The sequence below is a fragment of the Pseudoalteromonas sp. MEBiC 03607 genome (assembly GCF_004792295.1).
Classification (GTDB): domain Bacteria; phylum Pseudomonadota; class Gammaproteobacteria; order Enterobacterales; family Alteromonadaceae; genus Pseudoalteromonas; species Pseudoalteromonas lipolytica_C.
This window is the reverse complement of record NZ_SRRY01000001.1, coordinates 1,338,561-1,355,601: the sequence shown is the minus strand read 5'-3', so window position 1 is coordinate 1,355,601 and position 17,041 is coordinate 1,338,561. Positions and strand designations below refer to the sequence as shown.

14 protein-coding genes are annotated in these 17,041 nt (G+C 40.9%); 5 read left to right on the top strand and 9 right to left on the bottom strand.

Going from position 1 to position 17,041, the window contains the following annotated elements:
* Positions 1-106: 106 nt before the first annotated feature.
* The 6 genes from E5N72_RS06170 to E5N72_RS06145 all read right to left on the bottom strand — a co-directional run bounded on the left by E5N72_RS06170 (position 107) and on the right by E5N72_RS06145 (position 6,884).
* Positions 107-499 carry a hypothetical protein gene (locus tag E5N72_RS06170; RefSeq protein WP_135923671.1) on the bottom strand — a complete coding sequence of 131 codons (393 nt, stop codon included), beginning with the start codon at positions 497-499 and terminating at the stop codon, positions 107-109.
* 196 nt (positions 500-695) lie between these two features.
* Positions 696-1,775 (bottom strand): hypothetical protein, encoded by a 1,080-nt coding sequence (locus E5N72_RS06165; protein WP_135923670.1) that lies wholly within the window; start codon positions 1,773-1,775, stop codon positions 696-698.
* A gap of 359 nt (positions 1,776-2,134) precedes the next feature.
* Entirely contained in the window at positions 2,135-3,658 is a 1,524-nt protein-coding gene (locus tag E5N72_RS06160) for a leucyl aminopeptidase family protein (RefSeq protein ID WP_135923669.1), read from the bottom strand.
* A gap of 103 nt (positions 3,659-3,761) precedes the next feature.
* Complete coding sequence (locus E5N72_RS06155; RefSeq protein WP_135923668.1) at positions 3,762-5,444, bottom strand: carbon starvation protein A; 1,683 nt, start codon at positions 5,442-5,444, stop codon at positions 3,762-3,764.
* A 106-nt stretch (positions 5,445-5,550) separates the two neighbouring features.
* Positions 5,551-6,603, bottom strand: a complete 1,053-nt coding sequence (dinB, locus tag E5N72_RS06150) for a DNA polymerase IV (protein ID WP_135923667.1) — start codon at positions 6,601-6,603, stop codon at positions 5,551-5,553.
* Positions 6,604-6,674: 71 nt separating this feature from the next.
* Entirely contained in the window at positions 6,675-6,884 is a 210-nt protein-coding gene (locus E5N72_RS06145) for a hypothetical protein (RefSeq protein WP_135923666.1), read from the bottom strand.
* 153 nt (positions 6,885-7,037) lie between these two features.
* On the opposite strand from E5N72_RS06145, the gene E5N72_RS06140 reads away from it, so the two are divergent.
* From E5N72_RS06140 to E5N72_RS06130, 3 genes are all read left to right on the top strand, one after another.
* Positions 7,038-7,466 (top strand): thioesterase family protein, encoded by a 429-nt coding sequence (locus E5N72_RS06140; RefSeq protein ID WP_135923665.1) that lies wholly within the window; start codon positions 7,038-7,040, stop codon positions 7,464-7,466.
* Positions 7,467-7,478: 12 nt separating this feature from the next.
* Positions 7,479-8,531, top strand: a complete 1,053-nt coding sequence (locus tag E5N72_RS06135; RefSeq protein WP_135923664.1) for an aldo/keto reductase — start codon at positions 7,479-7,481, stop codon at positions 8,529-8,531.
* A 136-nt stretch (positions 8,532-8,667) separates the two neighbouring features.
* Entirely contained in the window at positions 8,668-9,606 is a 939-nt protein-coding gene (locus E5N72_RS06130) for an ABC transporter substrate-binding protein (protein ID WP_135923663.1), read from the top strand.
* On the opposite strand, the gene E5N72_RS06125 is transcribed toward E5N72_RS06130, so the two are convergent.
* The 3 genes from E5N72_RS06125 to E5N72_RS06115 all read right to left on the bottom strand — a co-directional run bounded on the left by E5N72_RS06125 (position 9,545) and on the right by E5N72_RS06115 (position 14,067).
* Positions 9,545-10,156, bottom strand: coding sequence for a fumarylacetoacetate hydrolase family protein (locus E5N72_RS06125; protein WP_135923662.1), 612 nt, complete (start codon positions 10,154-10,156; stop codon positions 9,545-9,547). The genes E5N72_RS06130 and E5N72_RS06125 overlap by 62 nt on opposite strands.
* Positions 10,157-10,330: 174 nt before the next feature.
* Positions 10,331-12,847 carry an exo 1,3/1,4-beta-D-glucan glucohydrolase gene (locus E5N72_RS06120; protein ID WP_135923661.1) on the bottom strand — a complete coding sequence of 839 codons (2,517 nt, stop codon included), beginning with the start codon at positions 12,845-12,847 and terminating at the stop codon, positions 10,331-10,333.
* 2 nt (positions 12,848-12,849) lie between these two features.
* A complete protein-coding gene (locus tag E5N72_RS06115; protein WP_235381846.1) occupies positions 12,850-14,067 on the bottom strand; it encodes a sugar MFS transporter in 1,218 nt (405 codons plus the stop codon).
* A gap of 275 nt (positions 14,068-14,342) precedes the next feature.
* Between E5N72_RS06115 and E5N72_RS06110 the strand changes: the two genes are divergently transcribed.
* Together E5N72_RS06110 and E5N72_RS06105 are read left to right on the top strand one after the other, a co-directional pair.
* Positions 14,343-15,671: a GH1 family beta-glucosidase gene (locus E5N72_RS06110; RefSeq protein WP_135923659.1), complete on the top strand. Its 1,329-nt coding sequence runs from the start codon at positions 14,343-14,345 to the stop codon at positions 15,669-15,671.
* 24 nt (positions 15,672-15,695) lie between these two features.
* The gene (locus tag E5N72_RS06105; protein WP_135923658.1) at positions 15,696-17,027 is read left to right on the top strand and encodes a glycoside-pentoside-hexuronide (GPH):cation symporter; all 1,332 of its coding nucleotides are present in this window, start codon (positions 15,696-15,698) and stop codon (positions 17,025-17,027) included.
* Positions 17,028-17,041: the final 14 nt, after the last annotated feature.

Sequence of the window (17,041 nt, the reverse complement as noted above, 5' to 3'; positions counted from 1 at the left end):
GCGGCTAGTAAGTACAGAGCTAAATAAAGGTTCATCATATGAATGTTTTAATTTATGGCTTTGCTTGTATTATTCTAAACTTCATTTAAAAGTATAATTTAACTTATTAAAAAGCTCTTATAGGATTAGGCTTATATTTATCATGCTCATTTAGAATTTCGTATGGCACATTCAACCGCTCTGAAATCATTTGCACATCACGTTTAATACTCGAATAGCTACTATGATCCATTAACACATACCCTTTATTTTCCTTGCAATAAAAGCCAAACTGAAAAGCTGTATAAGGCGAACCACTACTACTTGAACAATAGTGAGAAATAACTAAAAACTGGCTGATATCTTCAATACGCACAAGCTTTTTGCCACCCTCTTTGTAATAGCCAGACTCAAAGTCGAACTCTTTTTTTACTCGAGATTTTCTAAAAATAAAAATAAAAAAGCTAGCAAGAAAGGAGTAAAAAACAAAACATACAACAATAAGTTTATATTCCTCCATAATAAAAAATTCATATGATATTTTACAAAAAGCAAGGATAAGTGGAATATAAAAAAATAAGGAAACATACTACCTAGAAAAGTTTTTTTCACATATACCTTCTCATTACAAGCAAGCAAAAAAGCGGCTTTAAAATTAGCTCCCCCCCCCATTCTAAAAGTTAAAACCTCTTCACCTTCTTTGAACATAAATCCCTCTAAAACTTTGCTATACCTAACTTGTTATAAAATTCGTGGCTAGTAAGTACAGAGCTAAATAAAGGTTCATCATATGAATGTTTTAATTTATGGCTTTTTTTATCTACTGCAAACAACATGTAGTTTGAAAATTCAGCATGCTTTACTTTAGCAATATAATAAATTGTTTCTTTTGTTTTTAGTGTCATCACAAATTTTATTTCACTTATATTACCAATAAACTGCATGTACGCTGTCGCTGTATAATATTTAATACTCATATCCTGCTCACCATACATAACAGGTATTAATACTTGTGGATCATAATTGTGCCAAAATTCTGTTGTATCTTTACTATGTTGCCATACTGCTTGAATATATTTGTTTATATTAGCCAAACCCTTATCTTTGTTTACATTAACCTCTGCAGAGCTACCTTTGCTAAAGGTAACTTTAGAAGCTAAAGGAGTTAAATCGAACTTAACAGTAACGGGGTTTACTTTATTAACGCCGTAATCAGGAAAGTAATCCACTGTAAAATCAAAGCTTTTTGTGCTTTTAAAATGTGGTTTATGTTCAGCTAAGGCAATAACACTTGATACCATGCCAGAGTTATCACTTCCCCTTACCATCATATCGCTTACTGCACATCTTCGCTGTTGACTACAATAGACTGCATCGTACCAACTCATTGCTTTACCATTAATTCCCCAATCAAGTGAGAGCACTGCATACTCTCCCCATAGGTAGTTATTATTTAGCTCAAGAGCACTTAGCTTGTTGTAGTTTGAAAATTTATCGGGCCTGCGTTTCAATTCTTTACTAATGTTAGCCCGTGTACCATCTCCCTCAAAAAGAGTGGTCAGTAATTGTTTTGTGTTATCAGCTTTTGCAAAACGATAATACTGCTGCAGTGCTTGCAGCTCTTTACTTGGTGCCTTTTTTGTCAGTAAGCCTTGTCCACTATAATTATCAGTCTGTTGAATACTAGCAATAACAACAATCTCACCATCACCATTGCTGGCAAGTGGTACAGATACCTGCTTAGCATTAGTAGAAAAAACAACCCCTATAATGAATAGAAAAAATAGTTTATTCATAATCACTTCCTTTTATACATCCCTTAAAAAATTAGAGATAATTAATCAAAATTAAAAACTTGAATTTAAAATATAAGTCAATAAAGAACATGAAAACTTAAACTACACAAGAAGTGAAAAAATATAAAAAGAAAATAAAATCTTATTTGAGTGCAAGACCATATCCATATATAAAATTCCATTTACAAATTTAGCGTACAAGACAAAACCAAATAAAACAAAAGATAAAAATTAAAAAGCCATTAAAACAGATTAATTTATTGCATTATATTTACCAAGCAATAGAAAATAACCAAGCACAAAAAAAGCCCCGCACTACTGTGCGGGGCTTTTAAAACTAAAAACTTATAGCTTTTAGCTTATAAACAATAACGAGCGAATAAGCTGCTTACTGTTGCTGCGGTAGGCTTACCATGTTGCCAATCACCACCTTCTACGCCGCTACCTGCGATGTCCATATGAACATACGGTAATGGTTGCGCTGATTCAGTGCCATGTTTATCTAAGCCACCGACAATTGCTAAGAATGCCATTGGGAACTGGTGACCACGAGCAGTCACTGCAGAAGCTGCATTATTACTTGATAATACATCGTCAGCTAACGTGCGAGGACGAATGAAGTCATAATCTTCACGACGGCTACGAGATACTTCGGCGCCATCTGCCCATAAATCGCCTAAATCAGCAATTTGGCGTGAAATTTTCGCTGCGCGAGCTGGACCATTTTCAACATACGCACTGTAAGGCCCCATCGCACGTGCTGCGTGGCCTGTTAATGTTGCAACAGTGAATAACTCTGGATTTACTTCGTTTAAAGCGCGATCTTTCATTTCGCTTAGTAAGTCACCCATTGCTAAACGACCTTCAGCATCTGTGTTACCGATACGAACGCGAACGCCTTCACGGCTGGTAATGATTTCATCAGGAACAAAACAATCAGAACCAATTGAGTTACGAACTACGGCTAAATAAGCAATCACTTTTACGCCTTTTGGTGCAAAGTCAGCCACTGATTTCATAAAGCCAGCAACCGAAGCTGCACCGCCTTTATCGCGGCTCATACCAGCCATAAAGCCACCCACTTTAAGGTCAGCACCACCGGTATCGTAAACTAAACCTTTACCAACAAACATTAGGGTGCGCTCAACGTTGCCTTCAGGAACATACTCTAGTTTTACAACACGCGGATGATGACGCTCAACAGCGTAGGATGCGCGCGCTACTGTGCTCATCATTGGGTAATATTTATCGATAGTGTTGATATCTGAAATCACTTCTACAGACACTTTGCTACCTGCAAATAACTCAACGCAATAATCTGCAAAACGAGGTGGTGCCATACGCTCAGGCTCGGTACCACATAAGTCACGTGCAGCGTATTGACCCGCAGCAATGGCATTCACTGCTTTAACCATCGCTGCATCTGCGCCCACTAGGCTAATTTGGCTAATTGGTTCAATCGCCTGACCGTGGAACTCACGTGCTTCAAGTGGTTGCCACAGCGCTTGGCAAGCACCTAAATACGCCACTTCAAGGGCATGCTTGTAACGGCTGTCTTGATTTATATTAGCAAGTAAAATAGCAGGCTGAGTGCTCCCCGATGCTTTGGCTTCTAGTACACCTTGCTTTGCCGCGTCAAAGTAACGGCGTACATCATCATAATCACGGTTTAGAGGGCCTGTAGGGGCTAAAATCACGCGTTTAGAGTCAATGACAAGTAATGTCACTTGTTTGCCAATACGCGCGTCTACAGCTTGTTGAGCGCTAATAGCTTGGCTTAAGCTTGCGTCTGCTAAAGAAGAAAAATCATCACCGATAATAATCAATGCATCGTGATTTGCATCCGCTAATTGAGGGGCTGCAACTGCATGAGGGTATGCCATAAAAAAGGTCCTGCTGTTAGAAACATAGGACCTTATTATCATTGATTTAGAGCGCTATTGCTAGCCAAGTAAGACAGCTTACGATATGGCTGGCAAGCTAAGTTTACTGCTCTGTAATGTGTGCTGAGTCTTTACGATGCTTAACAATCACAGACCAAGCTTCAAGCATAACCAGTACACTCACAACCAGTACCAACAAATCAAGTGTCACCAGTAACCAGTTACCTTGTTGGTAGTATTCGCCAAGTTTGATAACCCCAGCAAAGAACGCCATAACTAATACGAAACTCATCGGGATCAAGGTGTATTTTGCCGGGCGATTCGCTTTAATAAGCATTACCGATATAACCAGTAAGGTTAAGCTTGCAAGGATTTGGTTAGTCGAACCGAATAATGGCCAAATGATCATACCGCCGCTACCGTCAGCGCCACCAGCACCAAAGGCAAGCAATAAACAGCTAAGTACTGCAATGAGTGTAGCTACAATACCATTACGAATGATGCTGATATTATAAATATCGCCCCATTCTTGGATGATATAACGCTGCAGGCGCACGCCAGAGTCCATCGTAGTGCCCGCAAACAATACCACCATTACGGCAAGTAATGTCGAGGCAACTTCTTGCGAAATACCCCAGCCGTTTTCTATTAGATTAGCGCCACCATTAATGAAGGCGCTCACACTACCAGCACCTAAGTGGCTATAAATTTCGTGCCATTCTTCTGGTGATACCGCAAGTGCAACACCACTTACTGCAACCAATGTAATAAGCGCAAGCATACCTTCGCCTACCGCACCTAAGTAACCAACAAAGCGGCCATCAGTTTCTTTGTTAAGCTGCTTAGAGCTAGTACCTGAAGAGACAATACCGTGGAAGCCAGATACCGCACCACAGGCTATGGTCACAAATAGCAATGGAATAATACTTGGTGTATCAACCGCCGTTTGAGTATTGAAAGCAGGCGCTGTGATATCAGGCATTGAAATAAATACCGCACCATAAAGCAGCACTAATCCCACTAATAGCTGCATACCGTTGATGAAGTCACGTGGCTGTAACAGCATCCATACAGGGAGTAATGAAGCAATTGCCGCATAAATAAATAAGATGATGATCCAGTTCGCATTAGCACTTAAGCCAAACATTTCATCAGGTAATGCAATTGGCATGCTACTACCAAGGTAAATAGTGTAATAAAGGATCCCCACACCAATTAAACAAAGTGGAATTAACGACACTTTACGGCGTAGCAACTGACCAATGACTAACGCCACGACAATCGCTGACCAAGCAGGAAAAACAGCGTTAGGTTGAGATACAAATGATTTGGCAATTACCACACCAAATACCGCATTCACCATCAGCAGTACTAAAAACACCACAATCATAAATAACGCACGGGTGCGTTTACCAATTACGCTTTCAGATAAAGCGCCCATTGATTTGCCTTTGTTACGCGCACTGGCCCATAGAGCCCCCATGTCGTGAACACCAGCAAAAAAGATAGTACCAAATACCACCCAAAGTACCGCAGGCACCCAGCCCCAATATACGGCAATCGCAGGGCCAACAATTGGCGCTGCACCTGCAACAGAAGTGAAATGGTGACCCCATAACACAACTTTGTTGGTTGGCACATAATCCACACCATCCTCAAGTTCATGAGCAGGTGTGACAAAATTATCATCCATTTTAAATATTTTTTCGGCGATGAATTTCGAATAAAAGAACCATCCGAACAACATACCGACTATTCCGAGCAGCACGATTACGACCGATTGCATAGTCATCTCTCTTATTAAGTTATAATGTTGTCTAAGGTGTTGAACTAGATAGGCCTAGCACCCCAACTAGACACTAACAAACTTTCAAGCACCAAGGTGTTAACCTTTAGTCTAATATACTCAGCTGAAAATGCTCGTGAGCTTGACTCTTTATTCCGACACCTATCCCTAACAGGCGTACTGGCTGGTTGTTGCCTCGCTCATAGGCTTTACTCATTAACTCAGAAAAAATGCGTTCGTCTAATTGGTGATGGCTTTGATCGGCACTGGTAACAACAAAGTTGGCAAACTTTACTTTTACCGATAATTTATTGATGCGGTTACTTAATTGCTGTTTATCAAGGCGGCGAGTTAATTCCTCCATTAAACGGGGTAACTGGCTTAAACATTCGTCTAAATTATTTTTGTTGTATTCATAGGTATGCTCAACACTAAGTGACTTACGTACTCGCTCTGTTGACACCTTGCCAACGTATTCACCTGCACATTTTTGGTATAAAGACACGCCAAAATTACCAATGTGTTGCTGCATCCAATTAACCCCTTTCGCGCGCACATCAGCCCCAGTGTAAAGCCCTTTCAGTTGCAACTTTTCTAATGTCACCTTACCTACACCAGGAATTTTACCAAGCGGTAAACTCGCCAAAAAGTCATCAACCTCCTCTGGCAATACAACAAACTGTCCATTTGGCTTGTTTTCATCACTGGCAATTTTGGCAATAAATTTAATCGGAGCAACACCTGCGGAGGCTGTCAGCCCGGTGGTGTTATAGATTTCTTGGCGAATTTGCTGCGCCATCAGTGTTGCACTGCCTTTGCATGCGGTACTGTCGGTTACATCTAGGTAGGCTTCATCTAACGATAACGGCTCAATAAGGTCAGTGTAGTTTGCAAAAATAGCGCGAATTTGTGTAGAAATTTCTTTATAGACCTGCATTCGTCCCGGCACGATAACCAGATCGGGGCACAATTGTTTGGCGTGGTAGTTCGACATCGCCGAACGCACACCATATTTACGGGCAATATAATTGGCTGTAGAAAGAACCCCGCGACGACTATTTCCGCCTATAGCCAGTGGCACATTGGCAAGGGCTGGGTTATCACGCATTTCAACGGCCGCATAAAAGCAATCCATATCAATATGAATGAATTTTTTCATCTAACATACAACAACTGTTTATTTATACAGTTATTATTATTTAAACGACCCGAATGTGCAAGCTAGGTAATTTAACTTGTTTGCTCGTTTGTTTGCTGTGATGATTTTTTCCGGCTAACAAGCCGTGCTCCAAACAGCCAGAATGCCGCCTCAAGTAGCAACCCTACACCAATTAAGACGATGAATCCTGACATTGTGCCCATGCTGTAACACAGCAGAGCGAGCGCAAGGAGGATGAAAAGAGCGATCCACTTAGCCGCTTTCAAAGTGAGTTGCTGCATAATTAAGATCCTTCAATGTGTGTTAAACCAGTGCACACTTTACGTAAGCGTGAACTTATAAATCTAGCACAATATACTGAGCTTTCTAATTACCTTGAGCTAAAAGCTGCATATTGCTAACCTAAGTTATCTCACAATCAATGAAGATTTACTATGCAATCGTTTATAGAACAACACCCTATCAGAACAAAAATCAATGTTGCATGGGGTGAAATGGATGCCCTGCAACACGTCAACAATGTAGTGTATTTTCGCTACTTCGAAACAGCCCGTATCGATTTTTTTACTCAATTAGGTTTTCTTAAAGATTTACAAGTAACAGGTGTTGGCCCGGTGATCAGCGAAAACAATGCTCGCTATAAACGCCCGGTAACATTTCCTGATACGGTGCATGTTGGTGTTAAGATTAGTGACATTGAACAAGATCGTTTTATGATGCATTACACTGTATTTAGTGAAAGCCAAGATGCTGTAACAACCATTGGCTCATCACAAGTGGTAATGTTTAATTTTAAAACGGGTAAAAAAGCGCAGTTAAATGATGAGTTATTAGCTGCACTTAAAGCCCATTCTAGCGATTAACAAGGATCTATTATGCTTTATAGCCCACTTGGTCGAAGTGGTATTGATGTATCTCGTGTTTGCTTAGGTAGCATGACATGGGGTATGCAAAACAACCAAGCCGATGCCGATGAACAAATCGCCTATGCATTAGATAAAGGCGTTAACTTTATCGATACTGCAGAAATGTATGCAGTGCCACCTTCTCCTGACACCTATGGTAAAACAGAACAGATCATCGGTAACTGGTTAGCTCGTAACAAAGACAAACGCGATAACCTTGTTATTGCCACTAAAATTGCAGGTAACGGCTTGCCTTGGGTACGCGATGCGGGCGACATTACTCGCCAGGCAGTAGTTGAAGCTGTTGATGCTTCACTCAAACGCTTACAAACTGATGTTATCGATTTATACCAGTTACATTGGCCTAATCGTACTTCGCCACACTTTGGTAAACAGTGGCCAGGTAAAGTGCGCTTCTCGGAGGCTGACACCGAGCAAAATATCGCTGGCATGTTAGATATCCTCGAAGGTCTGAATGATTGTGTAAAAGCAGGTAAAATTAAACACTGTGGTTTATCTGATGATACTCCGTGGGGCATTAGCCAGTACCTGCGTTTAAGCGAACAACATAACCTTCCGCGTATGGTATCAATTCAAAACGAGTTTAGTTTGTTGCATGCCAAAGATTGGCCGTATTTGATTGAGCAATGTATTCATGAAGATATTGCTTACCTACCATGGTCACCGCTGGGTGGTGGCATGTTAAGTGGTAAGTACTTAAATGGTGCGCGCCCAGAAGGTAGCCGCTGGACGCTAGTACAACGTAATGGCCTATTTAGAGACACAGCACAATCGCAAGCTGCAATTGCTGAATATGTTGAAATTGCTAACGCCTTTAATTTAACGCCTTCACAGCTCGCGCTTGCTTGGTGTAATCAAGTAGATGGTGTGAGTTCAACGATTATTGGTGCAACATCGATGGCGCAGTTAAAAGAAAATATCGATGCTTTCTCGGTGCAATTAAGCGATGAAGCTAACGATAAAATCGCTGACGTATTTAACCGCTATCCGATGCCATTCTAAGCTATCTTCTAAAACATTAGTGAGTCTACCTTCAGTAGACTCACTAGCACTTATTTATCATTTTAAAGTTTTATCTACAAATTTATCCATACTTTAGTGTATAGTTGTTAACAGTACTCTAGTATTTGGGTTATCGATGAGTAAATACGTAAAACAAGTATTATGCATTGTTACTGGTATATTGCTTACCCCAATCACTTGTGCCTCAGAACAACTTTCAATTACTTGGCTTGAAAATGATGGTAAACCATTCTATATAGAGAAAAGCCAAGCTAACCCGTATGGCGGCTTGTGCAACGAAATCACCGATATGTTGATTGAAGCCTTACCAGAGATTAAACACACCAAGGTGATGTTGCCGCAAAAAAGAGGCAGTAAATACCTCGATGAAGGCCATATGGCGTGTTATGCCTGTATGATCCACCGTGAGGAAAAGACCAATCGCGCAACCTACTCGATTCCAACGACGGTCTATCCTCCATTTAGTGTTTTAAGTACCCCTGACACCGCAGTAAAGATTACGCAAAAACACGGCAACCCAGTCTCATTAATTTCTTTACTGACCGATGCCAACTTCATTTATGGTCAAAATGATGCTCGTAAGTTCGGTAACCTGATAGACACTATTGCAATTAATACAAAGCTATACGAGAGTGCTGCACTAAGTAGTACTGGTAGTAATGCTAATTACGCACTGCTTTCCCAGCTTGAACATGGCTATATTGATTACACCATTGAATACCCTTTTGTTGCTGATTACTACAATCAGAAAAACCAAAAGAATATTCAAAAATTGGCCGTAAATATTCCTGAAAAAAATAAGATATTCGGTGCAATAGGTTGCTCATCTAGTGCACCAAACAATTACGCCGAAAAAGTTTTAGCAAAAATAAACACTGTACTAAAAAATAAGATTTTGGCTGATGAAAAATATCAACTTAGCCAACGCATTTGGCTAGAGCAAAGCTTTCCTGAGTTTTCGTCACATTATCAGCGTTATATTTTAGAGCCACTTAACGTGATTGCCACTGATGGCTCAAAAGAGTCTGCTCAGCCGCCTGCAAAGTCACCTTAAATATAGCGCCTGAGGTTACCTTACCTACACCTTTAGGGGTGCCGGTCATGATGATGTCACCATCTTCTAAATCCATGAACTCACTAATTTCGGATAAAATTTGCTGTGCATCATGCAGCATTAGCTGAGTATCACCAAACTGCACTTCCTTACCATCTATTTGCAAATTAAATTGATACGCCAAAGCTTCATCACAACTAACAAACTCAGTAAATAGTGCTGCGCCATTAAAGGCTTTTGCACGCTCCCAAGGTAATCCCTTTTCTTTTAATGCGCTTTGTAACGAGCGCTTAGTTAAATCGAGACCTAATCCAACTCCAGCCAACTGTTTATTTTTTATCAGAAAGCAAAGCTCAGTTTCATAATGTAGAGCTTCACCATTATGCTCGGCATGGAGCTGTTGCGAAATTGCACTATTAGGTTTCACAAACAATACCATGCTGGTAGGAGTTTCATTATTTAGCTCGGCAATATGCTCGGCGTAATTGCGTCCAACGCAGACAATCTTACTCGGTGTAAATTCTTCAGAGGCTAATTTTACTGAATGCATAACCAGATCCTTTTAAGTAAAACTTAGGCAAACACGTATATCATTGAGTAATTCTAACTGAAGATGAAAGACAACAGTACTAAACTATGTAGTAGAGTAAAGCTCTTGATAAAGAGAAAGTGGTTAACAGGCAGTATGTTACCTGTTAACCAAAAGGACGTAAGGGAGGAGTTGTTACTTACAAGTATTCGTCAATTCTTGGTTATCGGTCACACCAACGCTTAAATGAGCAATCGACACCTGCCATGCTCCGTCGGTTGCCAACTGCCAAGGCGAAAATACCTGCGCTAGATTGACACCTTTATCTGCAAAACAAGCTAAGTTTACAGAGATAGTTTGCCATTCGGCCGTGTCTGCTAGTCGCTCGCGAATATCAAACTGGCCTTCACAGTTTTCACCACATTGCATACCTAACATTAAAGGAGCATCAGCCGCTTTATCAACTTTAATTAACATCTCAAGTTGACCATTTTTCTCAACGTACGAGCGTAAATCTGACGGAAACGCAGCCACTAAACGCACTGATGCAGGCTCTTTACCGTTAAAACTAATGGCACGAGCATCTTCTTGTACGTCTTTATCAAAGGTTTTTACACTTACTGCATTTACAGCAGCTCGACTACTCGTCATTGCTTGCAATTCACTGCCACTTTGCAACTGAAGTGACCAAGGCGACTTAATTGCTCGCTCAAACATTACTAGATCTTCAAGTTCACTTGTCACCTGAGAAGTTTCATCAAGATTGTCAGCTAGGGTATTCTCATCTTCATATGTTAAACCAAAGCCGTATGGCAGAAGTGGTGCGTAATCTTTATCGCCACGGTTTTGATTGCCGATTGGATCATTTGGCCATGAGAATGACAGCTTACCTTTAAAGTCATGATTGATTGAACCATCTGCATTTTTAAAAAGCACATCGCTTATGGCGTCACCTTCACTACCTGGCAGCCAAGTTGCAACAAACGCATCACTGGCATTTAGCTCTGCATTCACCCACATTGGGCGACCACTAATAAATAGCGATACCACGGGAATACCCGCTTCTTTTAGCTTTTTAAGTAGGGCTAGATCTGTTTTATTACCACGTTGGTATTCAAGGTTGTCTAAATCACCATTACCTTCAGCATATGGCTGCTCACCAAACACGACAATCGCTACATCTGGCTTAGTTTCAAATTCGCCATTTAGATCATACTGAACTTGCCCACCGGCTTGCTCAACGGTCTTTTTAATACCATCAAAAATTGAAGTACCACCAGGGAAGTCACTATTTTCATTGCCTGTACCCTGCCATGTGATAGTCCAACCACCTGACTGCATACCAATATTATCAGCACCTAAACCAGCAACTAGTACATTGGCTTTTGGTGATAATGGTAACAGCTGCTGTTTATTTTTCAGAAGAACCAGTGATTCACGTACCGCTTGTTTTGCAACTGCGCGATGCTCTGCACTGCCAATGATCTCTGTTTTACCAGAAAGCGGGCGCTTAGCAGGACTTGGCTTATCAAATAAGCCTGCACGCATTTTTACACGAAGAATACGGGTAACCGCATCATCAATACGACTTTGCGCAATTTCGCCGTTCTTAACCTGCTTAATTAAGTTTTCATATAATGGTTTCCATGCATCTGTTGGAACCATATACACATCAAGGCCTGCATTTGCAGCTTGCGCACAATCTGCATTGTTACAACCAGGAATTTGACCGTGACCATTCCAATCGCCGACGACAAAGCCATCAAAGCCCATTTTACCTTTTAGTACATCAGTAAGTAGGTATTTACTACCGTGAATTTTCTCGCCATTCCAGCTGTTAAATGACGCCATCACGGTTTGTGCACCTGCACCTAAACCACCAACATAACCTTGTGCATGAATTTCGAATAACTCTTGTTCAGACGAGGTGTTATTACCTTGATCATCGCCCCCTTCTGTACCGCCATCACCTAAAAAGTGTTTAACAGTACTGATCACGCGTTTATCAGACAGAAAATCTTTATCAACAGCTCCTTGTAAGCCTTTTACGATGGCTGCCGAATATGCTTTAACGATTTCAGGGTCTTCAGAGTAGCCTTCGTAAGTACGGCCCCAACGATCGTCACGAACAACGGCGACTGTTGGTGCAAACACCCAATCAATGCCCGTCACCATTACTTCTTGTGCTGTAGCGGCTGCAATTTTCTCAATTAGCTCAGGGTTATTTGTTGCCCCTAAACCAATGTTATGAGGGAATAATGTAGCGCCAATCACATTGTTGTGACCATGTACTGCATCGGTGCCCCACATAGTTGGAATTTTGCTGCCATCTAATGAGTCATCAATTGAGGCTTGATACATTTTTTCAGCAAGATCAATCCAATCAGAAGCCTTGGCATGTTTGTCGTTATTAGGAAATGCACCACCACCATTAAGGTAAGAACCAAACCCGTATTTACGCATATCTTCAACGGTAATATCACGAATTTCAGGTTGGATCATTTGTGCAATTTTTTGCTCAAGCGTCATACCGGCTAACATCTTAGCAATCTTAGCTTCAAGCTCAGGGTCTTCAGCGATCCCGGTTTCAATATGTGGCCAGATTTCTTGCTTCACTTTTTCTTTAACTGTTACTTCTTGCTCAGCACAACCTAACAGCCCCATACTTGCAATCATTAAAGAGCCGAGGGTGAATGTATTTTTCAATTTCATATTTACACCTTTGAAGTCTGAGTTGATACTTTTGAGCCAACTAGCGCAAAATAAGTAATGTATAAGTAGCACGCGATAGGTAGAAAGAGCGCCAGTTGCACGCCAATAGCATCAGCCATAACACCTTGCAATAATGGAATAATTGCGCCACCAACAATCGCTAAGCACAAAATACCAGAACCTTTTGAGGTGTATTTACCTAGGCCATGAAGCGCAAGGCTAAAAATAGTTGGGAACATAATTGAGTTACAAAGCCCAACTAAAAGAATCGCCCACATAGCCAGGCTGCCTTCACCTGTCATTGCGATCACAATTAACACCACAGCAAGTAAGCCATGACACGCAAGCACTTTGCCCGCATCAAATTTTTGCATCACAGCAGCGCCAATAAAACGGCCAACCATCGCACCGGCAAAATAATAACTAATATAGTGAGCGGCTTCTTTTTCAGCTAAACCAGCAATATTATCTAAAGTTAAAAAACCAACTAAAAAACTACCAATAGCAACTTCAGCACCCACATAAACAAAAATACCTACTGCGCCTAAAATTAAATGGCGGTATTTCCACACACTGCCTAAGTCAACAAAATCTTCTAAGTCTTGATGTGCAGCTTCATTATCACTTTCTCTACCTAGTTTAGGCAGCTTTAAAAAAGCAAAAATAACGGCAAGAACTAATAAGCTTAATGACAGTAACAAATAAGGTAACTTTACTTGCTCTGCGGTTGCATGACTGACTTCAGATAAAATTAGCCAACCACCAAAGATAGGAGCGACGGTAGTACCAAGTGAGTTGAAAGCTTGTGTCATCGTTAATCGAGATGACGCGGTTTTTTGTGGACCAAGGACACTCACGTAAGGGTTTGCAGATACTTGTAAAATAGTAATACCCGATGCAAGCACGAATAATGCTAGTAAAAATAATTCGTAAACATGTGCTACTGCAGCAGGATAAAACAAGGCACAACCAATGGCGGCAACCACCAAGCCCACAACAATACCAAACTGGTAACCAATACGGCTGACCAATTTACCCGCGGGGATAGACATCACAAAATAAGCACCAAAAAAGCAAAACTGCACCAACATGGCTTGCGTGTAGTTAAGCGAAAACATACCTTTTAAGTAAGGGATTAAAATATCATTCAAACACGTTATGAACCCCCACATGAAAAATAACGTGGTCAATGATGCCAGTGCAAAGTGTTGCTTAGGCATATCAGCTTGGCTAGCTGAAGCCGCAACAGGCGTTGATACATGAGCCATAATTTTATCTCTAGTTAATTATATTTATCAGTTTGTTACAGCATATCCAGAACTAAACTACTAACAACAAATAGCGAAAAATGTTGCAACATCAAATGTAAGCGCTTACATTTATATCATATTAAATATAATTAGCAATTTATTTACAATAAAAATGTAAGCGCTTACAGATAGACTGTATATGCCTTTGGCAGCCTTACATTATCAATGCGAAGGATGACTCTTCAGTGTATAAATCTATTTCTCTTTTGCCTGATTCGTTTTTGCTTAAACCAGAATTCACTTTTGGTGTAGCGACAGCGTCATTTCAAATCGAAGGCGCCCGCGACACTCGACTTGATTGTATTTGGGACACATTTTGTGAAAAACCAGGGGCTATTGCAGATCAAAGTAATGGCGACAACGCTTGTGAACACATAGCTCACTGGCAAAAAGACGTCGAAATGATTGCCGATTTAGCCGTCGATGCTTACCGTTTATCAATTTCTTGGCCAAGAGTCATGAATCAAGATGGGACTGCAAACAAACAAGGTATGGCTTTTTATCTTGAGTTGCTAACGGCATTAAAAGCGCGCAACATCAAAACCTACGTCACTTTATATCACTGGGATTTACCTCAGTATCTTGAAGATCAAGGTGGTTGGTTAAACCGTGATACAGCTTACAAATTTAGAGAATATACTGAGCTAGTTACTGAACATCTCGGTCATCTTGTAGACTCATTTGCAACTTTAAACGAGCCATTCTGTAGTGCTTATTTAGGTTACGAAGTAGGTGTGCATGCACCAGGTGTAAAATCACAACAGGCAGGCCGACAAGCAGCTCATCACCTATTACTTGCCCATGGCCTAGCTATGCAGGTTTTACGTGAAAACTGCCCAAATACAGAAGCCGGTATCGTGCTAAACTTCAGCCCTACTTATCCGCTAACTGCTGCCGATAGCAAAGCCGCAGAGCTTGCTGATCAGTATCATAATCAATGGTATATAAAAGCCGTACTAGACGGATGCTATCCTCCGCTATTTGATCAGTTAGCAGATGAAGTTAAACCAACAATACTTGCTGACGACATGGCGATTATTAGCCAAGCCGTCGACTTTATTGGTGTTAATTATTATACCCGCATACACTACAAAAATACTCCAGATGGCTGGTTTGAAGAAGCAAGTTTAGCCAATGTACGTGTAACCGATATGGGCTGGGAAGTTTATCCGCAAGGCTTAACTGAACTGCTTGTATCACTGCACCAGCAATACGATTTGCCTAAAATGTACATAACTGAGAATGGTGCAGCTATGGCTGATACACTCAACAATGGTGAAGTGTATGATGTTGAGCGAGTCGATTATTATCACACTCATTTAAATGCAGTTTGTGCAGCAATTCGTCAAGGCGTTAATATTCAAGGTTACTTTGCTTGGAGCTTAATGGACAACTTTGAGTGGGCGTATGGCTACGAGAAACGCTTTGGGTTAGTGTATATTGACTATGATAGCCAGCAGCGTATTTTGAAAGAAAGCGCAAAACAATATCGTGAATTATTAAGACAACGATAAAAATAACAACACACGAGAGCACACATGCTGACAAAAAAAGAAAAGATAGCCTACGGATTAGGCGATACAGCAAGTAACATTATCTTTCAAACAGTGATGTTATTCTTAACGTTTTTCTATACAGATATTTTTGGTATATCGCCTGCTGTTGTCGGCACCTTATTTTTGGTGGTGAGAGTTGTCGATGCTATTACCGATCCATTAATGGGGGCTCTAACCGATGCGACCCGCACTAAGTGGGGAAGCTACCGCCCTTACTTGCTTTGGCTTGCCTTACCATTTGGGGTGATCAGTATGATCACCTTTACCACCCCTGACCTACCTGAATCAGGTAAAGTAGTTTATGCGTTTGTTACTTACACTTTGTTGATGCTGGTCTACACCGCTATTAATATTCCCTATTCAGCGTTAGGTGGCGTGTTAAGTAGCGATCCGAAAGAGCGAGTATCAATTCAATCATACCGTTTTGTCTTTGGTATGCTGGGCGGGTTAATTGTGAGTGCATGTACTTTGCCCCTAGTTAACTGGCTAGGTAAAGGTGATAACGCGACGGGCTATCAGCTAACAATGGCACTGATGAGCGGCTTAGGTGTGGTGCTATTTTTAATTTGTTTTCGCTACACTAAAGAACGAGTTACAGCACACAACAATGCGTCGCTTAGTTGGAAAACTCGTTTCAATACATTATGGCAAAATAGTCCTTTTAAAGTACTGTGTTTTGCCGCTGTAATGCTACTTACCAGTATGGTTTTGCGTACTACCTTAGCAATTTACTATGTTAAGTATGTGCTTGGCGAGGCTGATTTGGTGACCTACTTTGTAACCATTGGCATGATAGGCAATATCCTTGGATGTGCATGTGCTAACCCTCTAAGCAAGCGAGTAGACAAGAAAACTGCATACATACGCTTACAATATATTTCTGCTGTTATCAGCTGTATTGCATTTTGGTTGCCTAGCGAGCAGATTGTGTTGGCATTTGTTATCTATTTCTTTTGGTGCTTTTTCACCCAAATGGCAACCCCGCTACTTTGGGCCAAAATGGCTGATACCATCGATTACGGGCAATGGAAAACTGGCGAGCGCTTAACAGGATTAGTGTATGCTAGTGTGGTGTTTTTCATTAAGTTAGGGTTGGCGCTAGGTGGAGCAATTGCGGGCTGGCTATTGGCTTTTTATGGCTATGAGGCTAACGCAGAGCTTAGCGAGACAACATTATCAGGTATTTTGATTTCATTTACCCTTTACCCAGCAATAGGTAGTATGCTTGTCGCATTTATCATGAAAATGTATATTCTTGATAATCAAACTGTTGAGCAGATTAGTGCAGACTTATCATCGCAACATAAACAATAACTTGGTTTTTTAAA